The following is a 22,070-nucleotide window of genomic DNA, read 5'->3' on the forward strand; positions in this document are numbered from 1 at the left end:
CCTGGACCGCCCACTCGGTGCGGCGCTACCGCCAGACGGTCGCCAGCAGAACGTTGACCACGGCCAGTCCGCCGATCACCGGGAGCACCCACGCGGCGACGGTTTCACGCTTGCGGTTGACGAGGGCGATCACGATGATGGCGACGAGAATCGCGAGCTTCACGGAGATCTTGACGTTGTTCACATCGTTGCCGAGCGGATACTGCAGGCCGACCAGAAGCACTCCGGTCACGAGCATCGTCCACGCGCCGTGCATCATGGCGGGCAGCACGCGTGCCTTGCCCTGGCGCATCGCTCCGATCTGATACAGAACGCCTCCCAGCAGCGCGGCGACGCCGATGATGTGCAGGGCGAGGATGACGTTCTTCAGGATTTCCATGCGACCATCTTACCGACACCTTGTCGGTTAAATGAAAAGCGCGAATGGCCCTTCCAGCGCGGTGGACGGCCTCAGCTCTCCGCGTCGACCGCCCGCGGCTCTTCGGCACTCTCCTCCGCGACCCGTCGCCCGAGCGGGATCGTGGTGAGCAACCCGACGACGAGCGCGGAGATCGCGATCCAAGCGGCGACCGACACACCCTGGGTGAGTGCCTCGCGAGCGGCATCCGCGATGGGGGCCGTTGCGGGGTTGCCCGCCAGTTCGGCGATGAGCGCACCAGCCGAGTCGGAGACGCCCGCGACGAGGTCCCCGACGGCGGGGTCGGCCGCGATCTGGTCGCTCAGGCGCGCCTCGGTACCTGCGCGCAGCGTCGTGAACAGCGCGGTTCCCAGAATCGCGATACCGAGGGCGGACCCGACCTGGCGAGCGGTCGACTGCGTCGAGGACGCCTGTCCCGACTTGTCCAGGGGGACGTCGACGAGGATCAGCTGCGTCAGCTGCGCGGTCGCGAACCCCACACCCATGCCGTAGAAGAACAGGGGCACACCCGTGACCCAGAGCGTCGAGTCGGGGCGGATCAGAAGCGCCATCACTGCCAGGGAGACGATCTCCAGCAGGATGCCGAGGCGGACCATCTGCACCGGGCTCAGGTACTTGCCCAGCGAGTGAATGGATCCGCTGGCCACGAACGACCCCACCGCGAGGGGAAGGAGCGCGAGGCCCGCCTGCAGCGCATCCATGCCGAGGACGTACTGGAACCACAGGGGCAGCGAGAGGATGAGTCCGAACTCGCCGAGCGAGACGGTCAGGGCGGTGACATTGCCGTTGCTGAACGTGGGGATGCGAAAGAGCGTGACATCCAGCAGCACCGACTTGCCGGCAGCGACCCGCGATCGTTCTCGGAGGACGAGCACGCCGAGGACGACGACGGCGAGCACGAAGAGGATCGGGATGATGCTGAAGCCGCCGAGGCTGACGGGCGCTGAGTCCGTCGCCTCCCACCAGCCGTAGGCGCGTCCCTCGATCAGCGCGAAGACGAGCATGCCGAAGCCGAGGATGGACGCGCCCGCACCGACCCAGTCGGTGAAGCGGCTCGCCCCGCGCTGGCGGGACTCGGGGACGCAGATCAGAACTCCGATGATGACCAGGATGCCGAAGGGCAGGTTGATCCAGAACGCCCAATGCCACGAGAACGCCGATGTCAGCCACCCGCCGACGACCGGGCCGACCGCGGCCATCGAGCCGATCGTGGATCCCCAGACGGCGAACGCGATGCTGCGTTCGCTCCCGCGGAACGTGGCGTTCAGCAGGGCCAGGGTGGTCGGCAGGATCATCGACCCGCCGACGCCCTGGAGGGCGCGGGCGGCGATCAGCCACGTGCCGCTCGTGGCGAAGGCGCAGAGGATGCTCGCCCCCACGAAGATGCCGAGCCCGATCAACAGCAGCCGGCGCCGCCCGATGCGGTCGCTCATCGTGCCCCACACCATCAGCAGAGCCGCGAACACGAGGGTGTAGACCTCTTGCACCCATTGCACCTGAGTGGTGGTGAGGTCGAGCGACTCGATGATGGCCGGAGTCGCAACCGCCACGATCGTGGCGTCCATGATGATGAGCGCCACGCCCAGCGAGATCGCGGCGAGCCCCCACCAACGCAGGCGATGGAATCGATCGGCGTCCTGAATCACGGAAGGAAACGATACTCCCGTTTCCAACGGACCTGTCAGGATCCCCGATCCGGCGCCGACCGCGAAATGGTCGTCGTCAGCGCGCAGCAGCGGTCGCTGCCAGGACCTCACGGGTTCGGCGGATGTGCCTCTGCGCGGCGTGGACCGTCGAGAACCAGTCGATATCCCATCCCCGCCTCGGTGAGCAGGTGCACGGGATGGGCGGGTTCCTCCTCCAGCTTCTTGCGCAGCTGCGAGAGGTAGAGCCGCAGGTAGCCGGTGTCCGTCACCTCAGCGGTGCCCCAGATGTCTTCGAGCAGCGCGGTCCGGGTCACGAGCGCGCCGGGCTTGCGGGCGAGCATCTCCAGGATTTGCCACTCGGTCGGCGTGAGGTGCACGAGCACACCGGCGCGGGTCACCGCCTTCGCCGCGAGATCCACGCGAACATCGCCGAACGAGACGACCGGCTGGTCGGAGGATGCCGGAGCCCGCCGTGAGAGTGCCCGCAGGCGTGCCAGCAACTCGTCGATCTGAAACGGCTTCGTGACGAAATCGTCGGCACCGGCATCCAGAGCTTCCACCTTGTCGGCGGACCCGGCCCGCCCGGACACGACGATGATGGGGATGCTCGTCCATCTGCGAAGAGCCTCGATGACCGCCACGCCGTCAAGCTGCGGCATCCCCAGATCCAGCATCACGATGTCCGGACGTTCCGCCCCCGCGAGGGCGATGGCGGCGGCGCCGTCGGGCGCGGCGATGACTTCATAGCCGTGCGCGGAGAGGGTGATCCGCAGAGCGCGGACCAGCTGGGGGTCATCGTCTGCGACGAGGACCTTCACGGTCGCTCCGCGAGGGGCAGCGAGATCACCATGGTGAGCCCCCCTCCGGGGGTGTCTTCCGGTGTGAGCGTGCCGCCCATTCCTTCGGTGAACCCTTTGGACAGCGCCAGTCCGAGGCCAAGGCCCGTGCCGTTGTCGGTGTCGCCCAGTCGCTGGAAGGGCGCGAACATGTCCTCGCGCCGGTCGGGGGCGATGCCGGCTCCGTGGTCGATGATCCGCAGCTGCACGGCCGTCGCGTGCACAGCCGTCGTCACACTCACACGGGTTCCTACGGGCGCGTGACGCTCGGCATTCGCGAGCACATTGACGAGCACCCGCTGCAACAGCACGGGGTCGGCCCAGGCCGCGGGGATCTCCGGATCCAGCGCGAGATCGACGACATCGGGTCCGAGGCTCAGCTCCTCCAACGCGGCCAGCACCACGTCGGCCAGGTCGATGGGCTGCGGCGCCGCGGCGAGCACGCCGGCCTCGACGCGACTGACGTCCAGCAGGTCCGTGACCAGTTTCGAGAGGGCGGCGAGGCTCTCATCCGCGGTTTCGACGAGTTCGTCCCGGTCCTCGTCCGACAGGTTCGGCCCGCTGGCACGAAGTCCGCCGACGGCCGCGATGGCGGCCGCGAGGGGCCGGCGCACGTCGTGACTCACCGCCGAGAGGAGCGCGCTGCGGACTTGGTCGGCGGCGGCGAGGCTCTCCGCCGCCCTGGCTGCTTCGGTGAGCTCGGCGCGCTCGAGCGCGGCATTGAGTTGGGCGATGATGACCTCGAGCAGGCGACGCTCGGAGGAATCCAGTGCGCGCCCGTGCAGTTCAAGAGTCGCGCGGTCCGCGGCGCCGAGTCGGCCGACGGCGACCGAGACGAAGCGGCTGTCGCGAACCGGTTCGCCGTCGGTGGCGATCACGGCGCCGTGCGCATCGAGGAGCCGAACCCCGGACAGGCCGAAGGCTTCGCGGGTACGCGTGACGAGCGCGAGCGGGGCGCTCTCGCCGCGGAGCACATTGCCCGCGACCGCCGCGAGCAGCTCTGCCTCGGCGGCAGCGCGTTGTGCGATACGCGCTCGACGGGCGGCCGTGTCGACGATGTAGCTGACCAGGAGGGCGATCAGCACGTACAGGAACAGAGCCCACAGGTGCAGCGGATCAGAGATCTGGACCGAGAACTGCGGTGCCACGAAGAGAAAATCGAGGGTCAGGCCGGACAGCACCGCAGCAAGAAGCGCGGGCCATATCCCGCCGATCAGCGCCACCACCACGACGAGCAGCTGGAACGCGAGCACTTCCGCGGTGATCGACTCGGGTGTACGGAACGAGTAGAGCAACCAGGTCAGCAGCGGCCCCCCGGCAAGGGCGAGCGCGAAGCCCAGCCCGACCCGCTGTCGGCTGAGCGCACCACCCGTGACACGAGGAAGCACGAAACGGTAGCTGTCCGCCGTCTTCTCATCGATGTCGTCGACCACCTCGATCCACCACCCTTCGAGTTGCCATTCAGACCGCGTGTGCGCAGTCCTGTCGGACCCACATGATCCGCGTCAGCGTACCGCTGCGGCGGATCGCCCCTCGGTCTCGGGTGTGGGCGGTCCGGCCGGGCGGCTCGCGCGGCGCCCTGCCCGCTGCGGCTCCGGCGCGGGTCGGCCGGCCCGTTGGTCGCCCGGAAGCGGGCGCGAGCGGCGGCCGTAGATGAGTCGGGATGAGTCCAGCAGCCACGGCACAAGAGTGATCGATACGCCGTGCACGAGCATCAGCTGCTGTGCGATGCGCCGGGACCGGCGGTTGTGCAACAGCGACTCCCACCAATGTCCGACGATGTACTGGGGCAGGTAGACGGTGACGACGGAGGAACCGAACTTCTCGCGGTACTGCTTGATGAACTTCGTGACCGGCGCCGTGTATGACCGGTAGGGCGACTCGATGATGACCAGCTTCATCGGGATGCGGTGCTCCTCCCACTGCTTCTGCAGGGCCGCCGACTCCTCATCGCTGACCGCGACGTGGACGGCGACGGCCTTGTCGTGCTGTGCGGCCAGCGCGTAATCCACCGCCTTCAGGACCGGCTTCTGCAGGCGATTCACCAGAACGATCGCCAGGTCGCCGTCCGCTCCGAAGCGGGTCGTGTCGTCGACGCGGATCTCGTGCTCCACGTCGCGGTAGTAGCGGTTCACCCCGATCATCAGGATCGCCAGGATGGGGATCGCGATGAACACCAGCCAGGCGCCGTGGGTGAACTTCGTGATCGTGACGATCAGCAGCACCGATATCGTCATCGCCGCGCCGGCGGCGTTGATGACGAGGCCCCTGTGTGCGGAGCGGCGCTCGCGGCGGGCGGATGCTGCGGCCGCGGCATCCGGTGACGGTGCGGGCGTCTGTCGCAACACCCGTCGCCAGTGCCGGACCATGCCGATCTGCCCGATCGAGAAGGACACGAACACCCCGATGATGTACAGCTGGATGAGGGTGGTGAGGTTGGCCCGGTAGATGACGAGCACGACCATCGCCGCGACGCCCAGCAGCACCATGCCGTTCGAGTACACGAGGCGATCGCCGCGTGTGTTGAGGGCCTTCGGCGCGAAGCCGTCGCGGGCCAGCACTGCACCCAGCAGCGGGAACCCGTTGAACGCCGTGTTGGCGGCCAGCAGGAGCACGCATGCCGTCGCCGCCTGGATGATGAAGAACAGGATCGAGCCCGTGCCGAAGGTCGCCGCGGCGACCTGGGCCATCAGGCTGGGCTGTGGTCCCGCCTCGCAGTCGAAGCCGATCAGGTGACACGGGTTTTCGGCGTAGTGGACCCCTGACACGAGCGCGATCGCGACCAGGCCTGAGAAGAGCAGGATCGCGATGCCGCCCATCAGGGTCAACGTCATCTGCGCGTTGCGCACCTTCGGTGTGCGGAAGGCGGGCACGCCGTTGGACACCGCCTCGACGCCCGTGAGGGCCGAGCATCCGCTCGAGAAGGCGCGCAGCACGAGGAGGATGACCGCCGCTTGGGTGAGCGACTCCGCCTGCACGGCGAACTCCGCGCTGGATGCCACGGGCGGGTCGCCGAGGAGCGTGCGCGTCAGGCCCACCACGATCATCACGGCGACCGACCCGACGAAGACATAGGTAGGGACGGCGAAGGCGAACGACGCCTCACGCACCCCGCGGAGGTTCACGATCACGATCAGGATCACGAAACCGACGGCCATCTCGATGCGGCCCGGATTGAGCTCGGGAATGGCTGAGATGATGTTGTCCACGCCCGATGCGACCGACACCGCGACGGTCAGCACATAATCGACGAGCAGCGCGGCGGCGACCACGACGCCGGGCACCTCACCCAGGTTCGTCCGAGCGACCTCATAGTCGCCGCCACCCGAGGGGTAGGCCTTGATCAGCTGACGGTAGCTGGCGACGACGACGATCAGCAGCGCGACGACGCCGGCGGCCACCCACGGTGAGAACGCGAGGAACGCGGTGCCGCCGATGAGGAGGATCATCAGCAACTCCTGCGGCGCATACGCGACCGAACTCAATGCGTCGGAGGCGAAAATCGGAAGCGCTCGCTTCTTGGGCAGGAGCTGCTCGTCCAGTTGCTCCGAGGTCAGTGCATCGCCGATGATGAGGCGTTTGGCAAGCGGTGCCTCATCGCTCGGTTGGCGGTATTCAGTGGTCACGGCGAGCGACATTACGCTCGCCGGCGGGCTGCAGACGCGTGGAAGCTCTCATCCTCACGGAATCCATGCGCCACGGCAGCGGCGGTGCGACCGGGGCGCACTCCCTTCTGCTGAGACTGAGTTCCAGGTACCATGAACCTAAGTCTCAAATCCCAACGCAGGAGGATCCATCATGGCCGCCGCTGACTCCGCCTACCGGCCGCCGGTCGAGGACTATGCGTTCCTCTTCGGAGAGGCCTTCGGCCTCGACGTGGTCGCACGTGCCACCGGGCGCGAACTGACCGCCTCGGATGGCACCGAGATCGTCGCCGCCGCGGGCGAATTCGCGGCATCCGTCCTCGCCCCGCTGCAGACCGTGGGCGACCGCGACGGCGCCCGCCTGGTCGATGGCTCCGTGCATCTGCCCGACGGGTTCGCGCCGGCGTACCGCGCGTTCGTCGAGGCCGGCTGGATCACCGCCGAGGCCCCCGTCTCGGCGGGGGGAGACGGCCTGCCCGGCGCAATCCGGGCCGGACTGGGCGAGATCTGGAACGCCTCCAACGCGGCGTTCGCACTCTGCTGGCTGCTGACCTCTGGCCAGATCCACGCTCTCGATGCGACAGCATCCGACGATCTGCGCGAGAGATTCCTCACGAAGCTCGTCTCCGGCGAGTGGACCGGCACGATGAACCTGACCGAACCGGATGCCGGCACCGACCTGGGCGCGATCCGCACGACGGCCACCCCTCGCGAGGACGGCACCTGGTCGATCCGCGGCCAGAAGATCTTCATCACCTGGGGTGACCACGATGTCGCGGAGAACATCGTGCACCTCGTGCTCGCCCGCACCCCCAACGCCCCCGAGGGGGCGAAGGGCCTCTCGCTGTTCGTCGCACCGAAGTTCCTGATCGGCGACGACGGAAGCATCGGCGAGCGCAATGCGATCACCACGCTCGCGGTCGAGCACAAGCTGGGAATCCACGGCAGCCCGACGTGCGCCCTGGCCTACGAGGACGCGACCGGTCATCTCGTCGGAGAGCTGCACGGCGGCCTGGCGGGAATGTTCGTCATGATGAACTCCGCACGGGCGGGCATGGGGTTCCAGGCGACCGGAATCGCCGACCGGGCGTACCAGCAGGCAGCCGCCTACGCCGCGCAGCGAACCCAAGGCGCGGTGCTGGAGCGCTCGGCCGGGACCACCATCGCAGAGCATCCGGACGTGCGCCGCCTGCTGCTGTCGATGTCGAGCAAGATCTTCGCGATGCGGGCCCTCGGCGTCTACGTCGCGGACCTGCTCGATCGCGCCGCATCGGCCGACGCCGCCACGACCGCGCTGGCGGAGTTCTTCGTGCCGATCCTGAAGGGCTGGGCGACCGAGGATGCCCTGCAGGTCACCAGCGACGCCATCCAGGTGTACGGCGGAATGGGCTTCATCGAGGAGACCGGAGTCGCCCAGCACTATCGCGACGCACGGATCATGACGATCTACGAGGGAACCACGGCGATCCAGTCGAACGACCTCGTCGGGCGCAAGGTCCTGCGAAACCGGGCCGAGACCGTCGACGCGCTGCTGACCCGGATCACCGAGACCACCGAGCGTCTGCGCGAGCACGCCCACCCCGTTGCGACCCGGACGGCTGATCGCCTGACACGGGCGGTGGATGCTGCCCGCCGGGCGACCGCGGATCTGCTGGGCCACGGCGCTTCACCGCGCGACGCGTACGCGGTCAGCGTCCCCTACCTGATGCTGCTCGGCACCCTGTCCGGGGGATGGATGCACGCCCTCGCGGTTGAGGCCGTGCTCTCGAAGGGCGAGATGTCGGCGGGCGACGCAGAGCGACTCACGATGGCCGACTTCTACGGGGCGCACCACCTACCCCGCGCGTATGCGCTCGCAGACACCGTGGCCGCCGGCGAGATCGCGTAGTCCCGATCGCCTTCGGCTGAGCCCAGCCCCGTCCAGAGCGACGTGATCGTACAGCGCCGCGGTCCCGATGGGAAGGCCGCGACGAGAAGATCAGCCGAGTCATAACCTTGGATCCGTCCCGCCCCGGTGCGCCTTGCTCCGGAACGCGGGTCACCCACTCTAAGGAGAGATCATGCTCTGGACCATCATCGGCCTCATCGTCATCGGCCTGATCGCCGGCCTCATCGCGCGTGCGGTCATCCCCGGCAAGCAGAGCATCGGCATCCTGCTGACGATCGTCCTCGGAATCGTCGGCTCGTTCGTCGGCGGATTCCTCGGCTTCCTCATCTTCGGCAGTGACCCCAACGGCGGCTTCCTCCAGCCCGCCGGCATCATCGGTTCCATCATCGGCGCGATCATCGTGCTGGGCATCTATGTCCTCGTCACGCGTCGGCGCGTCGCAGGATCGCGATAACCCCACAGACAGCATTCCCCGTCGCCGGCCGCCGCAATGGCGGTCGGCGCACGTGTGTGAGGGCACGCTCTGCGGTGCCCCTGTGTCGGTCAGGCGCCGTCGCGGTAGTCGAAGAACCCGCGACCGGTCTTGCGGCCGAGCTCGCCTGCGGCGACCTTGTCCCGCAGGATCTGCGGAGGGGCGAACCGGTCGCCGAGGGTCTCGTGCAGGTATTCGGCGATCCCCAGACGCACGTCCAGGCCCACGAGATCGGACGTGCGCAACGGCCCAGTCGCGTGCCGATAGCCCAGCACCATCGCGGTGTCGATGTCATCGGCGCTGGCGACGCCCTCCTCCAGCATCCGCATCGCCTCCAGTGCGATCGCCGCGCCGAGGCGTGAGCTGGCGAAGCCGGGGGCGTCGTTGACCACGATCGGCGTCTTGCCGAGCGCGGCGACCCACGCCTCGGCGAGCACGCGCAACTCGGGGGTGGTGCGCGGTGTCAGCACGATCTCGACCAGCGCGGACGGCGGCACCGGGTTGAAGAAGTGCAGACCGCAGAAGCGCTCGGGCCGCTGGAGCTGATCCGCCAGCCCCGTGACCGACAGCGACGACGTGTTCGTCGCCAACCAGGCGGCTGCGCCGATGACCCGCTCGGCCCGGGTCAGCGCCTCGATCTTCAGCGCGATGACCTCCGGAACCGCCTCGATCACCAACTCCGCGCCCGCGAGCGCCGCGTAGTCATCGCTCACATCCAGGCGGGCGAGCACGGATGCCGCATCCACCGACGCGTCGCGCACCGCCGCCTTCGCCACGCCGTCCTCGAGACGCGAGCGGGCCTGGGCGACAGCGGCCTCGTCGCGCTCGATGACGCGGACGGAGGAACCGGCCTGAGCGAACACCTGCGCGATGCCGGCGCCCATCCGTCCCCCGCCGATGACACCGACGGATGCGGGGACGGTGGTCATGTGGACTCCTTCGAACGGTTGAGGAAACGGGTCATCCGTTCCGTCTTGGCGTCCGATTCGAAGAGGATCGCCTGGGCGAGATCGTCGACGAGCGGATGCGCGGAGCGAGGCGCCGCCAGCACCCTCTTCGTGAGACGAACGGCGAGGGGATCCTGCTCGCCGATGCGATCGGCGAGCGCGTCGGCGGCGGCGAGCAGATCCTGCGGATCGTGGATGGAGGCAACCAGGTTGACGCGCAGCGCCTCTTCGGCGGTGAGTCGGCGACCGGTGAAGAGGATCTCCTTCGCGAGCGGCTCTCCGACGAGTTCGAGGAGCCGCCAGGTCGCGCCGGCCGCGGCCATGATCCCGATCGCGGACTCGGGGTTGCCGAACACGGCACGGGTGGATGCGATCCGGATGTCGGCGGCGTAGGCGAGCTCGGCCCCTCCGCCGAGGGCGTAGCCGTCCACGGCGGCGATCACCGGCATCGGCAGCCGCGCGATCCGCGTGAACAGCCCGGAGTTGATGCCCTGGAGAGCCTGATCGCGGCCGCGCCCGAGGAGGCTCCGGATGTCGGCGCCCGAGGCGAATATGCCCTTCTCCGCTGTGTTCGTCCCCCCTGGGCTCGTCTCCCCTGCGCTCGTCTCCGCTGTGCTCGTCTCCCCTGGGCTCGCGCCGGTCAGGATCAAGACACGAGGATCGCGCTCCAGGCCGGAGCACACCTCGTGCAGTTCGGCGACCATCTCATCGTCGATGGCATTCCGCACGTCGGGGCGATGCAGCTCGACGACGAGCCGGTCGCTGCCCTCTCGCATTCGCAAGGTGTTCACCACGTCAGGTTCCCACCACGATCCATGCGCGTCCAATCCCCCATTCACCCAGGCGATCACGAAATCGTGCCATAGTTAGGTATATGCCTAGCTATCGCGAAGAAGTTGACGTGGTGCTTCGCGCGCTCGCTGATCCGACTCGTCGCGCGATCGTGGAGCGGTTGGCGAAGTCGCCGGCGGTGGTGTCCGAGCTGCTGGCCCCGTTGTCGATGGCGTTGCCGTCGCTGCTCCAGCACCTCCGGATCCTGGAGGACGCGGGGGTCATCACGTCGACCAAGCAGGGGCGCGTGCGCACCGCGACTCTGCAACCTGGCGCTCTCGACGTCCTGCACCTCTGGCTCGGCGAGCAGCGGACGCCGGCCGAACGTTCGGCGGACCGTCTGGGCATCCACTTATCCCGCGCAACCTTGTGAGGAGACCACAAAATGACTCGCGTTCGAATCGACCTGTTCTCGTCTCTCGACGGATACACCGCAGCACCAGACGGCACTTCAGACAACCCCATGGGTGAAGATTGGGGTCCTCTGACGGCCTCGTACGCGGCAACCCGCACATTCCGCGAGAAGGTATTCGGCGACGACAGCGGCGCAGGGACGACCGGTATCGATGAGGCCTACGCTGCTGCCTTCTTCACAGATGTCGGCGCGGAGATCATGGGAGCCGCCATGTTCGGGCTCCACGTCAACGCGGACGACCCGAACTGGAAAGGCTGGTGGGGCGACGAGCCGCCCTTCGGCTGCCCGGTCTATGTCCTCACCCATTCCGCGCCGCGACCACCGATACCCATGGCGGGGGGCACCACGTTCCACTTCCGAACCGGAGCGATCGAGGACGTCCTCGCCGAGGCGGCGGTCGCCGCCGACGGCCTCGACGTGCGCGTCGGGGGCGGCATCCGAACGGCGCGCGCTTTCCTCCGCGCGGGCCTCGTCGACGACCTGCACGTCGGAATCGCCCCCATCGTGCTCGGCCGAGGGAACCGCGTCTGGGACGACCTGCGCGGGCTCGAGCTCACCCATACCGTGACGTCCGAGGTCGCCGAGAGCGGCACGATCCATGTCACCTTCCGCCGATAGGAGACACCGATGACTGATGGACGCCGACTCGCGCACTCCGGTTTCACCCTCGTCCGCGACTACCCCGTGCCCGTCCACAACGTGTGGCGCGCCTTCGCCGAGGAAGACCGCAAGCGCGACTGGTTCGGCGACGGCGACACCTTCGCCCGCGGCGCGTGGGCGTTCGACTTCCGCGTCGGCGGCCGCGACGTCGACGAAGCACAGTTTCACGGCGGACCACTCTCGCGCTACGAGGGCGTGTACACCGACATCGTCGAGCACGAACGCATCGTCACGACCTACGACATGTGGCTCGACGGCGCCCACATGTCCACATCGATCGCCTCGTTCGAGTTCGAATCGATCCCGGACGGCACGCGACTCACGCACGTCGAGCACGGAATCTTCTTCGACCGGTTCTGGGCCGACGCCCCGCAACGCGAACAGGGCATGCGCGGCATCCTCGAAACGCTCGCTGACCACCTCACGTGACGGTTCGCCCGGGCCCTGCATCAACGAACCCGCGCCTCGCGTAAGAAAGAGGCACGATGCCTTGTCAGGCCGGCACGAGCACGGTGACGACCGGCAAAGTTCGAGTGGCCGCCGTCAGCGGTACGGCAGCGCGAGCACGTATGTTCCTCCACGATCAACGCCGAGCCCATGAACGCCACGAAAGAGGCTCCGACGCGATCGAGGTGAGCGGAACCTCGTTCGTGGCCCTGCCGTGTCCTTGTCAAGGAGCGTCGCGTGGAGCATATTCGTTCACACGCAGGGCAGCCACGCGCTCCCTCCCACACGAGGTTCAAGGAGGTTCGGTTGCTCGAGGCCATGGCTTTCTGGATCGACGGACCGGGTGTCGGCGTTCTCCGCCGCGGGCCGATCGCTCGTGCCGGCGAGGGGGACGTCCTTGTGCGCACCGGCTACACGGGTATCAGCCGCGGCACCGAGGCATCCGTCTTTCTGGGTCGCGTACCGGCCGGCGAGCACGAGAGGATGCGCGCGCCCTTCCAGGAGGGGGACTTTCCGGGCCCGGTGAAGTACGGCTATCTCAACGTAGGCGTCGTCGAGCAGGGCCCCGAAGCGCTCCGCGGCCGCACGGTCTTCACCCTGTTCCCCCATCAGTCCCTCTTCGTCGCTCCCGCCGACGCTGTGGTCCCCGTGCCGCCCGGCGTGCCCGCCCGCCGCGCGGTGCTCGCCGGCGCGGTGGAGACCGCGGTGAACGTGCTGTGGGATGCCGCCCCCCTCATCGGGGACCGGGTGACGATCGTCGGCGCTGGGATGATCGGATGCTGCGTCGCGCGGCTGATCCGCAGCATCCCCGGACTCGACGTCGTGCTGGTCGATGTAGATGAATCGCGTCGCGAGATCGCCGAGCGACTGGGCGTCGCTTTCGCCGGGCCGGGCGACGCGCCGGCGGATCGCGATCTGGTCGTCAACACGAGCGGATCGGAGTCCGGGCTGCGGCTCGCATTGGAGTCCGTGGTGACCGACGGCGAGGTGATCGAGGCCAGCTGGTACGGCGACCGCCCGGTGACGCTCATGCTCGGAGCCGACTTCCACTCGCGACGACTGACCATCCGCTCGAGCCAGGTGGGCGCCGTCGCCGAACGCCGACGGAACACGCGCACGACTCGCGACCGGCTGACGCTCGCGCTCGAGCTCCTGCGCGACCCCGCCTTCGATGCGCTGCTGACCGGCCACTCCTCCTGGCGGGACCTGCCCGCGGTGATGGCGGGGCTCGCGACCGGCCGGAGCGGGGACCTGTGCCACACGATCGATTGGGGGGATGCCGCGTGACCTTCGCCGTGACGGTGCGAGACCACATCATGATCGCTCACAGCTTCTCCGGGGAGTCGTTCGGCCCCGCGCAACGGCTGCACGGCGCGACGTTCGTCGTCGACGCATCGTTCCGAGCGGACGAGCTGGACGAGGACGGCGTGGTCGTCGACATCGGGCGGGCCGCCGACGCGCTCCACCAGATCACGAGCGCGCTGACCTATCGCAATCTGGACGACGAACCGGAATTCGACGGGGTGAACACCACGACGGAGCGGATGTGCCAGGTCATCGCCGACCGACTCGCCGCCCATGTCGCCGATGGGCGACTCGGGCCGGCGGCCGGGCGACTGTCGTCGGTCGGCGTCACCCTGCACGAGTCTCACATCGCCTGGGCGAGCTACGAGAGGACGTTGTGAACAGGGCGGACGATGCGGCCGTGCACTTCGTCGTGCCCGACGGCATCGAGGACGCCGATCGTGTCAGCGGCGGGAACGTCTACGACCTTCGCATCGCTGAGGCGCTGCGCGCCCACGGTCTCGACATCCGGATGAGGTCGGTGATCCCCGGCGGAACGCACGCGCTGTCCCGCGCGCTGTCCCATCTCCCGCGGGATTCCGTCGTGCTGATCGACGGACTGATCGCCCTTGCGGCGCCGGACGCGCTGGACGCGCACTCGAGCCGCCTTCGCATCGTCGTGCTGGCGCACATGGTCGCGAGCGCCATGACCGGGATCGGGGACGCCGGGGGGACCATCGAACGAGAGCGCCGTGCTCTGCGTGCCGCGCGGCATGTGATCGCCACCAGCGAATGGACCCGGGCTGAGCTCATCGCCCGCGCGCTCGCGATGCCCCGGCGGATCACGGTCGTCCATCCCGGCACGGATGCCGCACCCGTTGCGACAGGATCAGTCCCGGTCCCCCACATGCTGTGCGTCGGCGCCGTCGCGCCCCACAAGGGGCAGGATGTCCTCGTTCACGCCTTGGCGGGCATGACCGATCTGCCCGGTTGGACGTGCTCGATCGTGGGCTCGCTGAACGCCGACCCCGCGTTCGCAGCGCGGACTGCCGCCGCGATCCGTTCCGCCGGTCTCGAGGAGCGAGTCGTCCTCACGGGGGCTCTCACGGGTGAGCGGCGGACGGAGATGTTTCTGTCTGCGGACCTCGTCGTCGCTCCCTCGCGGACGGAGAGCTACGGCATGGTCGCCGCTGAGGCTCTCGCCCGCGGCATCCCGGTCGTGGCGGCCCACGTCGGCGGACTGCCGGAGGCGATCAACGGCAGCGCGGCCGGCGTCCTCGTTCCGGCGGACGATCCGGAGACGCTGCGCGCCGTCCTGCGGCAGTGGGCGGGGGACCCCGATGTGCGTGCTGCGCTCAAGGCGAGAGCGCTGGTGCGCACGGCCGGACGGACATGGGGCGAGTCCGCGCAGATCGCCGCCGCGGTCCTCATCGGTGCCCGCCGGGGAGTCGACGGCGCCGGATACGAGAGGCGGCTCGCGGGGTGAGCGAGATCATTCAGGTCAGCAGCGACTGGCTGGCGCTTCGAGAGCACGAGGACGCCCGGGCCCGTTCCCGTGAGCTCGCCCTCACCGCAGCCGGCATGCTCGAGTCCGGTCCGATCGTCGTCCATGACCTGGGCAGCGGAACGGGGTCGATGATGCGCTGGATGGCACCGATCCTCCCCGGACCGCAGACCTGGATCCTGCACGACTGGAACGCGGAGCTCGTCGAACGGGCTGCCGGCGGGGTCGCCCCGCTCGATCGCGAGGGCAGGCCCGTCGCCATCCGAACCCGCAGCGGGGAGCTCGCACACCTTGCCGCCGGGGATCTCGACTCCGCGTCACTGGTGACCGCCTCCGCCTTGCTCGATGTGCTGACCACCGAGGAACTGCACGCGCTGGTCCAGGCGTGCGTGGCCGTCGGCTGCCCGGTGCTCCTGAGCCTGAGCGTGACCGGCGAGGTCCGCCTCGACCCGGCGGATCCGCGCGACGGTCTCTTCGAGGAGGCCTTCAACGCGCATCAGCGACGTCATGTCGGCGGACGTCCACTCCTCGGACCGACCGGTGGCGCGCTCGCGCAGCGCCTCTTCGTGGAGTCCGGGTGGAAGGTGCGATCGGCCGCCACCTTCTGGCGGCTGGGAGACCACGACCCTCGGCTTCTCGACGAGTGGTTCGACGGCTGGGTCGATGCGGCCTCGGAACAGCTCGGTGGTCGTCGCTCGTCAGGCCCCGAGTACCGCGAATCGCGTACCGCGCAGAGACAGCGCGGCGACCTCTGCGCCGTCCTGGCGCACACCGATCTGCTGGCGTGGCCGTGATGCCCGTGCAGATGAGCGCGCCGTACGTCGGAGCAGACGTGGCACCGCGCAGCGTCGCCGTCGTCGCGCTCGTCCTGCGCGCGGCATCCATCCCGCTGAGAATCAGGGCGAGGATGCCGCGCGAGGGCGTTGCCGGCGGGGCGTTCGCCGTCGTCGCGCGCGCGCTCGCCGCCGCGTGGGATGGCATCCATCCAGAGGGGAGCTCGTCATCGACAGGCCGTACGTGATCCTCAGCGCCGCCATGTCGCTCGACGGGTACCTGGACACCGCTTCTCCGCCGCGGCTGGCCCTCTCGAACGCGGCGGACTTCGATCGAGTGGACGAGTTGCGGTCGCATAGCGACGCCATCCTGGTCGGAGCGCGCACCGTGCGCGCAGACAATCCGAGACTGCTGGTACGCAGCGAAGAGCGACGGGCAAGGCGCAGCGCAGCGGGCTTGGGTCCGTCGCCCCTCAAGGTGACCTTGACGGCAACGGGCGACCTCAATCCTCGGTCGGAATTCTTCACCGCCGGAGAGGCGACGAAGCTCGTGTACTGCCCGCGATCGGCGGTCCGGCGGACGCGCAACCGATTGGGCGAACGCGCGACGGTCGTCGGACTGGGTGATGCGGTCACCGTATCCGACTTGGTGGGCGAACTGAGCGATCGCGGCGTGCGCACGCTCCTGGTGGAGGGCGGCGGAACGGTGATCACACAGTTCCTGGCATCCGAGCTCGTGGATGAGCTGCAGCTGGCCATCGCACCGTTCTTCGTCGCTGACCGCCGTGCGCCCCGGCTGACCGGCGACGGCGAAATCCCCTGGACGCCCGATCGGCACGCACCCCTCGCCGAGACCCGTCGTATCGGCGACATGGTGGTTCTCAAATATGTCCTGTCCACGCCCCGCGCAGGCGCCGTGATCGTCGACAACGGAAACGGCGGACGCGACGCGTAGGTCCCGACGTGGACGTGACCGCGAACCTGAAGCAATGGAACTCATCTACCGAAAGCCGACGCAATGACGATCAGAACCGAGAGCCGCATCACAGTCGCGCGGGGCGTCAGCGACGTGTGGGACTACATGTGCGACGTCGGACGCTGGCCGGAGTGGGCGCCGACGGTGCTCGAATGTCGGGTTCGCGGCGGCGGTGTGCTCCGGCCCGGCGCGTGGGTGGAGCAGCGGGCGAGGGACTTCGGCTGGAATCACAGCCGGAGTGAGCAGGTGACCACCGTCGAGGCACCGCGCTCGATGGCGTTCGTCGGCACGATGGGAACCTCGGTCGCGCGCTGGGGAATGGAGTTCGGGCCGGCGGGCGATGGATACACCGAAGCCATGATGTGGGTCGAGGTCGACCCGGCCCGCTTCATGCGCGCCATCCCCGGCCGTGCCCTCCGGGCTCAGATTCAGCGGGTGAGCGATATCGAGATGGCGGGGATCAAGGCGGCGGTCGAGTCGGGCGCGCAGGCAGGCGCGTGGTCACGGTGAACGAGGCCGACCATACTCGAGAGCGCCTGATGGCGATCTACCGCAAGAAGGCCAGGCGCTATGACATCACCTCCCGGCTGTACCCGGTGCCCGGCTACCCGCAGCGGTCGCAGCGCTTGCGTGCACTGCGTGAGCTGGGCCTCCGCGCTGGAGACACCGTGGTCGACATCGCTTGCGGTACGGGCCTGAACTTCGGGCTGCTGGAGGCGGCGATCGGTCCCCGCGGTCACATCGTGGGAGTCGACCTCACCGACGCGATGCTCGCCCGTGCCGAAGACCGGGTCGAAGCGAACGGCTGGAGCAACGTGAGCCTCGTACAGGCCGACGCGGCCGACTTCAGCTTTCCGGCTGGGGTCGACGCGATCCTGTCCACCTACGCCTTGACGCAGGTGCCGGAGTGCGGACAGGTCATCGCGCACGGTGCCGCGGCCCTCTCCGGCGGCGGACGCTGGGTAGTGCTCGATCTCAAGATCCCCGACATCACGCCGGGGTGGCTGTCGCGGCTGGGAATCGCAACGGTGCGGGGTTCCGCCTCCCTTGACGCGTGGATCATGCGCCGTCCGTGGGAGACGATCCGCGCGGAGATCCAGGACCGATTGGTTGACCCCTCCTGGACTGCGCTGTGCTTCGGGACTGCTTTCCTCGCCGCCGGGTCCGGCCCCGAAACCCCTCGCTGACGGCGGTGGCCGACTTCGAGCCCGATCCGCGATACGTCAGCGCAGGGCGCGAGACCCGCTGTAGAGGCCATGCCCGCGGATGGCTATAGTGAGGCACCAAGACGGGACGTGGTCGACCCGGCACGCCTCATCTTCACCCTCAGACGCCGACCTGAGAGCGAGAAGAGAAGACCGCCGATGCCACGCGATGTCACGGCCGCCCTGCTGCCCGACCATGCCGCTCCGTTCGAGAGGCACACGGCACAACTCGACGATCCACCATCTGACGAACTTCTCGTCACGCTCGTCGCCACCGGGGTATGCGCCACCGATCTCACGTGATCGCGATGACCGAGGTACACATCGCGCCGATAGGGTTCGCGGGGCTCGGTGCGGTGGGCGTGGCGTTGATCTGGGCAGTCGAGGGGCTGCCCGCAATCGGCTCGACGGCCGCGCTCGCGTACCTCGCCGCGAGCACGGCGATCCTCGTCGTCGGGCTGCGACGCCGGCGCACCTCGCGTTTCGGCGAGGCCAACGTCGTCACTGCGACGAGGTCGGCGCTGGTCGCCATCATCACCGGGCTGGTCGTCGCTTCGTTCGTCGCGCCGATCCCGGTGCCGCTCCTCATCGGCCTGACCGTGCCGGCGCTCGCGCTCGACGCGGTCGACGGCTGGGTCGCACGACGGACGGACAGCGTGACCGAGCTCGGTGCCCGGTTCGACATGGAGGTGGACTCGTTCCTCTTGCTCGCGCTCAGCGCGTACGTCGCGCAGACACTCGGCCCCTGGGTGCTCGCGATCGGGCTCATGCGATACGCCTTCTTGGCCGCCGGATGGATGCTGCCGTGGCTTCGCGCGCCGCTGCCGTACCGCTACTGGCGCAAGGTCGTGACCGCCGCGCAAGGGATCACGCTGGCAACCGCGGCATCCGGCCTGGTCCCCGTGTTCGCGAGCGCACTGCTCGTAGCCCTCGCTCTCGCCCTGCTCGTCGAGTCGTTCGGCCGAGACGTCGTGTGGCTGGCCGCTTACGGCCACGCCCGGTGTGCGGCGGACCATGCCGATCCCGAGGCTGAGGCGCGCGCGTCGTGACCGGCGTAGGAGTCGGCCCGCGTGACGAGCAGTCGGGATCAGCACGGTCACGAGCTGGCGGAAGAGGGAGTTCAATCGGCCTGGAGGTCCTCCCGAACGGGCGGGCCTGGCTGGTGGCCGCGATCGTTCTGCTCGTCTTCGTACCGCTCGTCCCGGGAGCGGTGGCGGATGGCTCTCCGGCAGCGCTCATCGCACTGCCGGCGGAGCCGATCATCGCCGTCCTCCTGCTGCTTCTGCTTCCCTGGCGACTCGCACGCGTCACCGTCGCGGCCGCCTTCGCCATCGTCATCGTCGTCGCGATCGCGATCGCGGGCATCGACGCGGGGTACCGGGCGGTGCTCGACATCGCCTTCGATCCGCTCGACTGGCAGCAGCTGGGCGACGCCTTCGGCGTCGTGCGTGGCGCCATCGGCGGATCCGCCGCGAGCGCCCTCGTGGTGCTTATCGCTGTCCTCGCCGTCGGGGTCGTCGTGTTGCTCGGATGGGCGGCACTTCGCGTGAGCGCGGCCATCCGTCCTGCTCAAGTGCGCGAGCGCGCTCGCGGGCAGGGAATGGTCGCGCTCTCGGTCGTCACCGCGGCCTGGGCCGTCGCCGCTCTCACAGGCTCACACCTGGTGGCGGGCCAACCGGCCGCAGTCGCTCCCTCGCTCGACGCCATCGGCGCGTCGGTCGCGCACGCAGCGGGCGCGTTTGCGGCGGTCGCCGACTTGCCGCGCCAGATCGCGGACGACCCGTACCGCGACACCCCGGGCACCGCTCTCCTGACCGCGCTCGCAGGCAAGGACGTGGTCTTCGCCTTCGTCGAGAGTTACGGGCGGGTTGCCGTGCACGACTCGGGCTTCTCGGCAGGCGTCCGGCGTGTGCTGCGCGACGGCGAGACGCAGCTCAGTGCCGACGGCTACGGCTCGCAGAGCGCGTTCCTCACCTCGCCGACGTTCGGCGGCCTCAGCTGGCTGGCGCACTCCACCCTCCATACCGGGCTGTGGATCGACCGGCAGCCGCTCTACAGCAAGGTCATCCGGAGTGACCGCCTCACGTTGAGCGAGGCATTCCGGCGGGCCGGGTGGCATACGGTCAGTGTGTCGCCGGCGAACACGCAGACGTGGTCGTTCGGCACGTCGTTCTACCATTTCGACACCCTGCTCGACGCGAACAACGTCGGCTATCGCGGGCCGCCGTTCGGGTATGCGCCGATCCCCGACCAGTACACCTGGAAGCACTTCGCCGACCACGAGCTCGCCGGGCCCCACCAGCCGGTCATGGCGGAGGTCGAACTCATTTCGTCGCACACGCCATGGGCACCGCTGCCCACGCTCGTGCCCTGGTCCGAGATCGGCGACGGCTCCGTGTTCGGTCCGCAACCTCTGCAAGGTGAGTCGGCATCCGACGTATGGCGGGACCCGGAGCGCGTGAAGCAGGCGTACGCCCAGTCCATCCGCTATTCCCTCGGTGCGATGTTCGCGTTCCTCCACGAATCCGACGACCGCGATCTGGTGCTCGTCGTCCTCGGCGACCATCAGCCGGCCAGGATCGTCAGCGGCCCAGACGCCGGCCACGAGGTGCCGATCAGCATCGTCGCGCAAGACCCGGCGGTCTTCGACGCGATCGACGCATGGCAATGGGAAGACGGCATGCTGCCCTCACCCCACGCACCCATCTGGCCGATGAGTGACTTCCGCGACCGGTTCCTCGAGGCGTTCAGCGCCGAATGAGGTCGGCGGCGCAGGAACCGGGCCGCCCGCCCCGAGCAGGCGGTGGCATGGGGCCGTTGATTGAGGCGCGAGCGTGGGAGGCCGACGAAATACGCGAGAACTAGCGAAGACGGAGCGGCGCGATGTGTCATCTCGATCAGGTCGGTTGGGTTCGATTCGTGGCAGAAACGTGGCGGCAGGAACGAGCCGATGTGAGTGCCTACAACACGTCCGGACGCTCGCTCTCACTCGACGATTCGACCATCATCTCGACAGCTCCGATCATGCCGTATCGGTCGCGGAGAATGGCGAATATCGCATCGACGGTGAGCGTATCTCCGTGGTGCCCAGAGCGCTGCGCGATCTCCTGCACGGCAGCCACCGCACGCTGCGGGTTCAGCGCGACAGTATTCCTCGCGAACTCACGCGCACTGAGTACTTGTATCGTTGGCGGGATCTTGTCGGCGGGGAAGTCCTTGAGATTGTCGGTGACGATTGCTCCGGCTCCCGCGATGACCGCCACCGCCACGACGTGCTCGTCATCTGGATCGGGCAGCCCGAAAGTCCCCTCCAGTGGCTCCCAGCCTTCAACCTCCGCGTCGGCAAATTCACGTCGCATCGCCGCAACGAGAGTCCGACGCACGCTCGGCGGCCTCATCCCTCGCCGTGCCGCGTCCAACGAGCTTGGCTTCCTCATGGAACTCGAGTCCTCGAGGATCGCTGAACTCCACGTCGGTCGGTAGGAGCCCTCGATCGCGAGGGACAGGAGGAAGTCGCGTTGCAGACTCGGCCACAGCACGCTGGTGTCGAGAGTGGCCGTGAACACGACCCCATCCTGTCAGTCAGCGGAGCGGAGCCTGGAAGATCGCCGTGCCGCGACAGCCTTTCGGGCCGACTTGAGGTCCTCGAGCGCCTGAGCGACGTTCTCTTCATCGACGTCGTTGCGGGTCGCGGCAAGCATGTCGTACTGGCGCTCGCGTCGACGGTCCCGATACTCGAGCAGATCCGCAAGGAGAACACGGCGGTGCGTTCCGGCCTTCTCAAAAGGGATCTCACCTTCGTCGAGGAGCTTCACGACGGTTGGCCGGCTCACGTTCAGCAGGTCCGCCGCTTGCTGCGTCGTCAGGCGTGTCGTCTGCGGCACAACCGAGACAGCAAGGCCACTTCGCATCGCGTCAACGACCTTGCGGAGGGCGAGGTAGACCTCTTCCGGAAGCTCGACCTGGTCACCGGGGCGCGCCCCGGCGAGGAAGTAGCGCAGCTCAGGCACGATCCGCCCCGCCGCCTCATGGGCGTTCAGGAAGTCCGAGATGGGAGCAAGCTCGTCGACCCCGCTCGGGAGATATGTCTCTTCAACCACGGCAGCGCGGGACACAGAAATCAC

24 protein-coding genes and 1 pseudogene are annotated in these 22,070 nt (G+C 68.5%); 16 read left to right on the forward strand and 9 right to left on the reverse strand.

The features are described 5' to 3' along the window. Window positions 1–25: 25 nt before the first annotated feature. The 5 genes and pseudogenes from ABD655_RS16040 to ABD655_RS16060 all read right to left on the reverse strand — a co-directional run bounded on the left by ABD655_RS16040 (window position 26) and on the right by ABD655_RS16060 (window position 6,538). The gene (locus ABD655_RS16040; RefSeq protein WP_344715510.1) at window positions 26–379 is read right to left on the reverse strand and encodes a hypothetical protein; all 354 of its coding nucleotides are present in this window, start codon (window positions 377–379) and stop codon (window positions 26–28) included. A 71-nt stretch (window positions 380–450) separates the two neighbouring features. After that, window positions 451–2,064: an MFS transporter gene (locus ABD655_RS16045; protein ID WP_344715513.1), complete on the reverse strand. Its 1,614-nt coding sequence runs from the start codon at window positions 2,062–2,064 to the stop codon at window positions 451–453. A gap of 107 nt (window positions 2,065–2,171) precedes the next feature. Next, the gene (locus ABD655_RS16050) at window positions 2,172–2,882 is read right to left on the reverse strand and encodes a response regulator (RefSeq protein WP_344715515.1); all 711 of its coding nucleotides are present in this window, start codon (window positions 2,880–2,882) and stop codon (window positions 2,172–2,174) included. Further along, window positions 2,879–4,294, reverse strand: a pseudogene (locus ABD655_RS16055) (sensor histidine kinase); the annotation flags it as partial. The gene ABD655_RS16050 and the pseudogene ABD655_RS16055, both read right to left, overlap by 4 nt. Before the next feature lie 111 nt (window positions 4,295–4,405). Continuing rightward, window positions 4,406–6,538, reverse strand: a complete 2,133-nt coding sequence (locus tag ABD655_RS16060; RefSeq protein ID WP_344715518.1) for an APC family permease — start codon at window positions 6,536–6,538, stop codon at window positions 4,406–4,408. A gap of 160 nt (window positions 6,539–6,698) precedes the next feature. Here ABD655_RS16060 and ABD655_RS16065 point away from each other — a divergent pair, with 160 nt between their 5' ends. Both ABD655_RS16065 and ABD655_RS16070 read left to right on the forward strand, forming a co-directional pair. Next, on the forward strand, window positions 6,699–8,432 hold the full coding sequence (locus ABD655_RS16065; RefSeq protein ID WP_344715519.1) for an acyl-CoA dehydrogenase family protein: 1,734 nt from the start codon (window positions 6,699–6,701) through the stop codon (window positions 8,430–8,432). Between the two features lie 172 nt (window positions 8,433–8,604). Then, the gene (locus tag ABD655_RS16070) at window positions 8,605–8,886 is read left to right on the forward strand and encodes a GlsB/YeaQ/YmgE family stress response membrane protein (RefSeq protein ID WP_344715521.1); all 282 of its coding nucleotides are present in this window, start codon (window positions 8,605–8,607) and stop codon (window positions 8,884–8,886) included. A gap of 89 nt (window positions 8,887–8,975) precedes the next feature. On the opposite strand, the gene ABD655_RS16075 is transcribed toward ABD655_RS16070, so the two are convergent. Together ABD655_RS16075 and ABD655_RS16080 are read right to left on the reverse strand one after the other, a co-directional pair. Continuing rightward, complete coding sequence (locus tag ABD655_RS16075; RefSeq protein WP_344715522.1) at window positions 8,976–9,833, reverse strand: 3-hydroxyacyl-CoA dehydrogenase family protein; 858 nt, start codon at window positions 9,831–9,833, stop codon at window positions 8,976–8,978. Next, on the reverse strand, window positions 9,830–10,642 hold the full coding sequence (locus tag ABD655_RS16080; protein WP_344715524.1) for an enoyl-CoA hydratase/isomerase family protein: 813 nt from the start codon (window positions 10,640–10,642) through the stop codon (window positions 9,830–9,832). The genes ABD655_RS16075 and ABD655_RS16080 overlap by 4 nt, the downstream gene beginning before the upstream one ends. 83 nt (window positions 10,643–10,725) lie before the next feature. On the opposite strand from ABD655_RS16080, the gene ABD655_RS16085 reads away from it, so the two are divergent. The 14 genes from ABD655_RS16085 to ABD655_RS16150 all read left to right on the forward strand — a co-directional run bounded on the left by ABD655_RS16085 (window position 10,726) and on the right by ABD655_RS16150 (window position 20,707). Continuing rightward, window positions 10,726–11,055 (forward strand): ArsR/SmtB family transcription factor, encoded by a 330-nt coding sequence (locus tag ABD655_RS16085; RefSeq protein WP_344715526.1) that lies wholly within the window; start codon window positions 10,726–10,728, stop codon window positions 11,053–11,055. Window positions 11,056–11,067: 12 nt separating this feature from the next. Continuing rightward, a complete protein-coding gene (locus ABD655_RS16090; protein WP_344715528.1) occupies window positions 11,068–11,715 on the forward strand; it encodes a dihydrofolate reductase family protein in 648 nt (215 codons plus the stop codon). A 9-nt stretch (window positions 11,716–11,724) separates the two neighbouring features. Beyond that, the gene (locus ABD655_RS16095; RefSeq protein WP_344715531.1) at window positions 11,725–12,186 is read left to right on the forward strand and encodes an SRPBCC domain-containing protein; all 462 of its coding nucleotides are present in this window, start codon (window positions 11,725–11,727) and stop codon (window positions 12,184–12,186) included. 324 nt (window positions 12,187–12,510) lie between these two features. After that, window positions 12,511–13,491 carry a zinc-dependent alcohol dehydrogenase gene (locus ABD655_RS16100; RefSeq protein WP_344715533.1) on the forward strand — a complete coding sequence of 327 codons (981 nt, stop codon included), beginning with the start codon at window positions 12,511–12,513 and terminating at the stop codon, window positions 13,489–13,491. Then, window positions 13,488–13,889, forward strand: coding sequence for a 6-pyruvoyl trahydropterin synthase family protein (locus ABD655_RS16105; protein WP_344715535.1), 402 nt, complete (start codon window positions 13,488–13,490; stop codon window positions 13,887–13,889). Before ABD655_RS16100 ends, ABD655_RS16105 begins: the two co-directional genes overlap by 4 nt. Beyond that, window positions 13,886–14,974: a glycosyltransferase family 4 protein gene (locus ABD655_RS16110; protein ID WP_344715537.1), complete on the forward strand. Its 1,089-nt coding sequence runs from the start codon at window positions 13,886–13,888 to the stop codon at window positions 14,972–14,974. Before ABD655_RS16105 ends, ABD655_RS16110 begins: the two co-directional genes overlap by 4 nt. Next, window positions 14,971–15,786, forward strand: a complete 816-nt coding sequence (locus ABD655_RS16115; RefSeq protein WP_344715539.1) for an SAM-dependent methyltransferase — start codon at window positions 14,971–14,973, stop codon at window positions 15,784–15,786. Before ABD655_RS16110 ends, ABD655_RS16115 begins: the two co-directional genes overlap by 4 nt. Next, entirely contained in the window at window positions 15,786–16,013 is a 228-nt protein-coding gene (locus tag ABD655_RS16120; protein ID WP_344715541.1) for a hypothetical protein, read from the forward strand. The genes ABD655_RS16115 and ABD655_RS16120 overlap by 1 nt, the downstream gene beginning before the upstream one ends. Continuing rightward, a complete protein-coding gene (locus ABD655_RS16125) occupies window positions 16,010–16,720 on the forward strand; it encodes a RibD family protein (RefSeq protein WP_344715543.1) in 711 nt (236 codons plus the stop codon). Before ABD655_RS16120 ends, ABD655_RS16125 begins: the two co-directional genes overlap by 4 nt. A gap of 63 nt (window positions 16,721–16,783) precedes the next feature. Further along, window positions 16,784–17,251 (forward strand): SRPBCC family protein, encoded by a 468-nt coding sequence (locus ABD655_RS16130; RefSeq protein WP_344715544.1) that lies wholly within the window; start codon window positions 16,784–16,786, stop codon window positions 17,249–17,251. Beyond that, window positions 17,239–17,928: a class I SAM-dependent methyltransferase gene (locus tag ABD655_RS16135; RefSeq protein ID WP_344715545.1), complete on the forward strand. Its 690-nt coding sequence runs from the start codon at window positions 17,239–17,241 to the stop codon at window positions 17,926–17,928. Before ABD655_RS16130 ends, ABD655_RS16135 begins: the two co-directional genes overlap by 13 nt. 177 nt (window positions 17,929–18,105) lie before the next feature. Continuing rightward, the gene (locus tag ABD655_RS16140) at window positions 18,106–18,249 is read left to right on the forward strand and encodes a hypothetical protein (protein WP_344715546.1); all 144 of its coding nucleotides are present in this window, start codon (window positions 18,106–18,108) and stop codon (window positions 18,247–18,249) included. A 5-nt stretch (window positions 18,250–18,254) separates the two neighbouring features. Beyond that, window positions 18,255–18,995 (forward strand): CDP-alcohol phosphatidyltransferase family protein, encoded by a 741-nt coding sequence (locus tag ABD655_RS16145; protein ID WP_344715548.1) that lies wholly within the window; start codon window positions 18,255–18,257, stop codon window positions 18,993–18,995. 113 nt (window positions 18,996–19,108) lie between these two features. Further along, window positions 19,109–20,707 (forward strand): alkaline phosphatase family protein, encoded by a 1,599-nt coding sequence (locus tag ABD655_RS16150; RefSeq protein WP_344715549.1) that lies wholly within the window; start codon window positions 19,109–19,111, stop codon window positions 20,705–20,707. Window positions 20,708–20,906: 199 nt separating this feature from the next. Here the strand turns inward: ABD655_RS16150 and ABD655_RS16155 are convergent, their stop codons facing one another. Together ABD655_RS16155 and ABD655_RS16160 are read right to left on the reverse strand one after the other, a co-directional pair. Next, window positions 20,907–21,329 carry a hypothetical protein gene (locus tag ABD655_RS16155; protein ID WP_378721544.1) on the reverse strand — a complete coding sequence of 141 codons (423 nt, stop codon included), beginning with the start codon at window positions 21,327–21,329 and terminating at the stop codon, window positions 20,907–20,909. A gap of 195 nt (window positions 21,330–21,524) precedes the next feature. Further along, window positions 21,525–22,061 carry a helix-turn-helix domain-containing protein gene (locus tag ABD655_RS16160; RefSeq protein WP_344715553.1) on the reverse strand — a complete coding sequence of 179 codons (537 nt, stop codon included), beginning with the start codon at window positions 22,059–22,061 and terminating at the stop codon, window positions 21,525–21,527. Window positions 22,062–22,070: the final 9 nt, after the last annotated feature.

It is taken from the genome of Microbacterium terregens (assembly GCF_039534975.1).
Taxonomy (GTDB): domain Bacteria; phylum Actinomycetota; class Actinomycetes; order Actinomycetales; family Microbacteriaceae; genus Microbacterium; species Microbacterium terregens.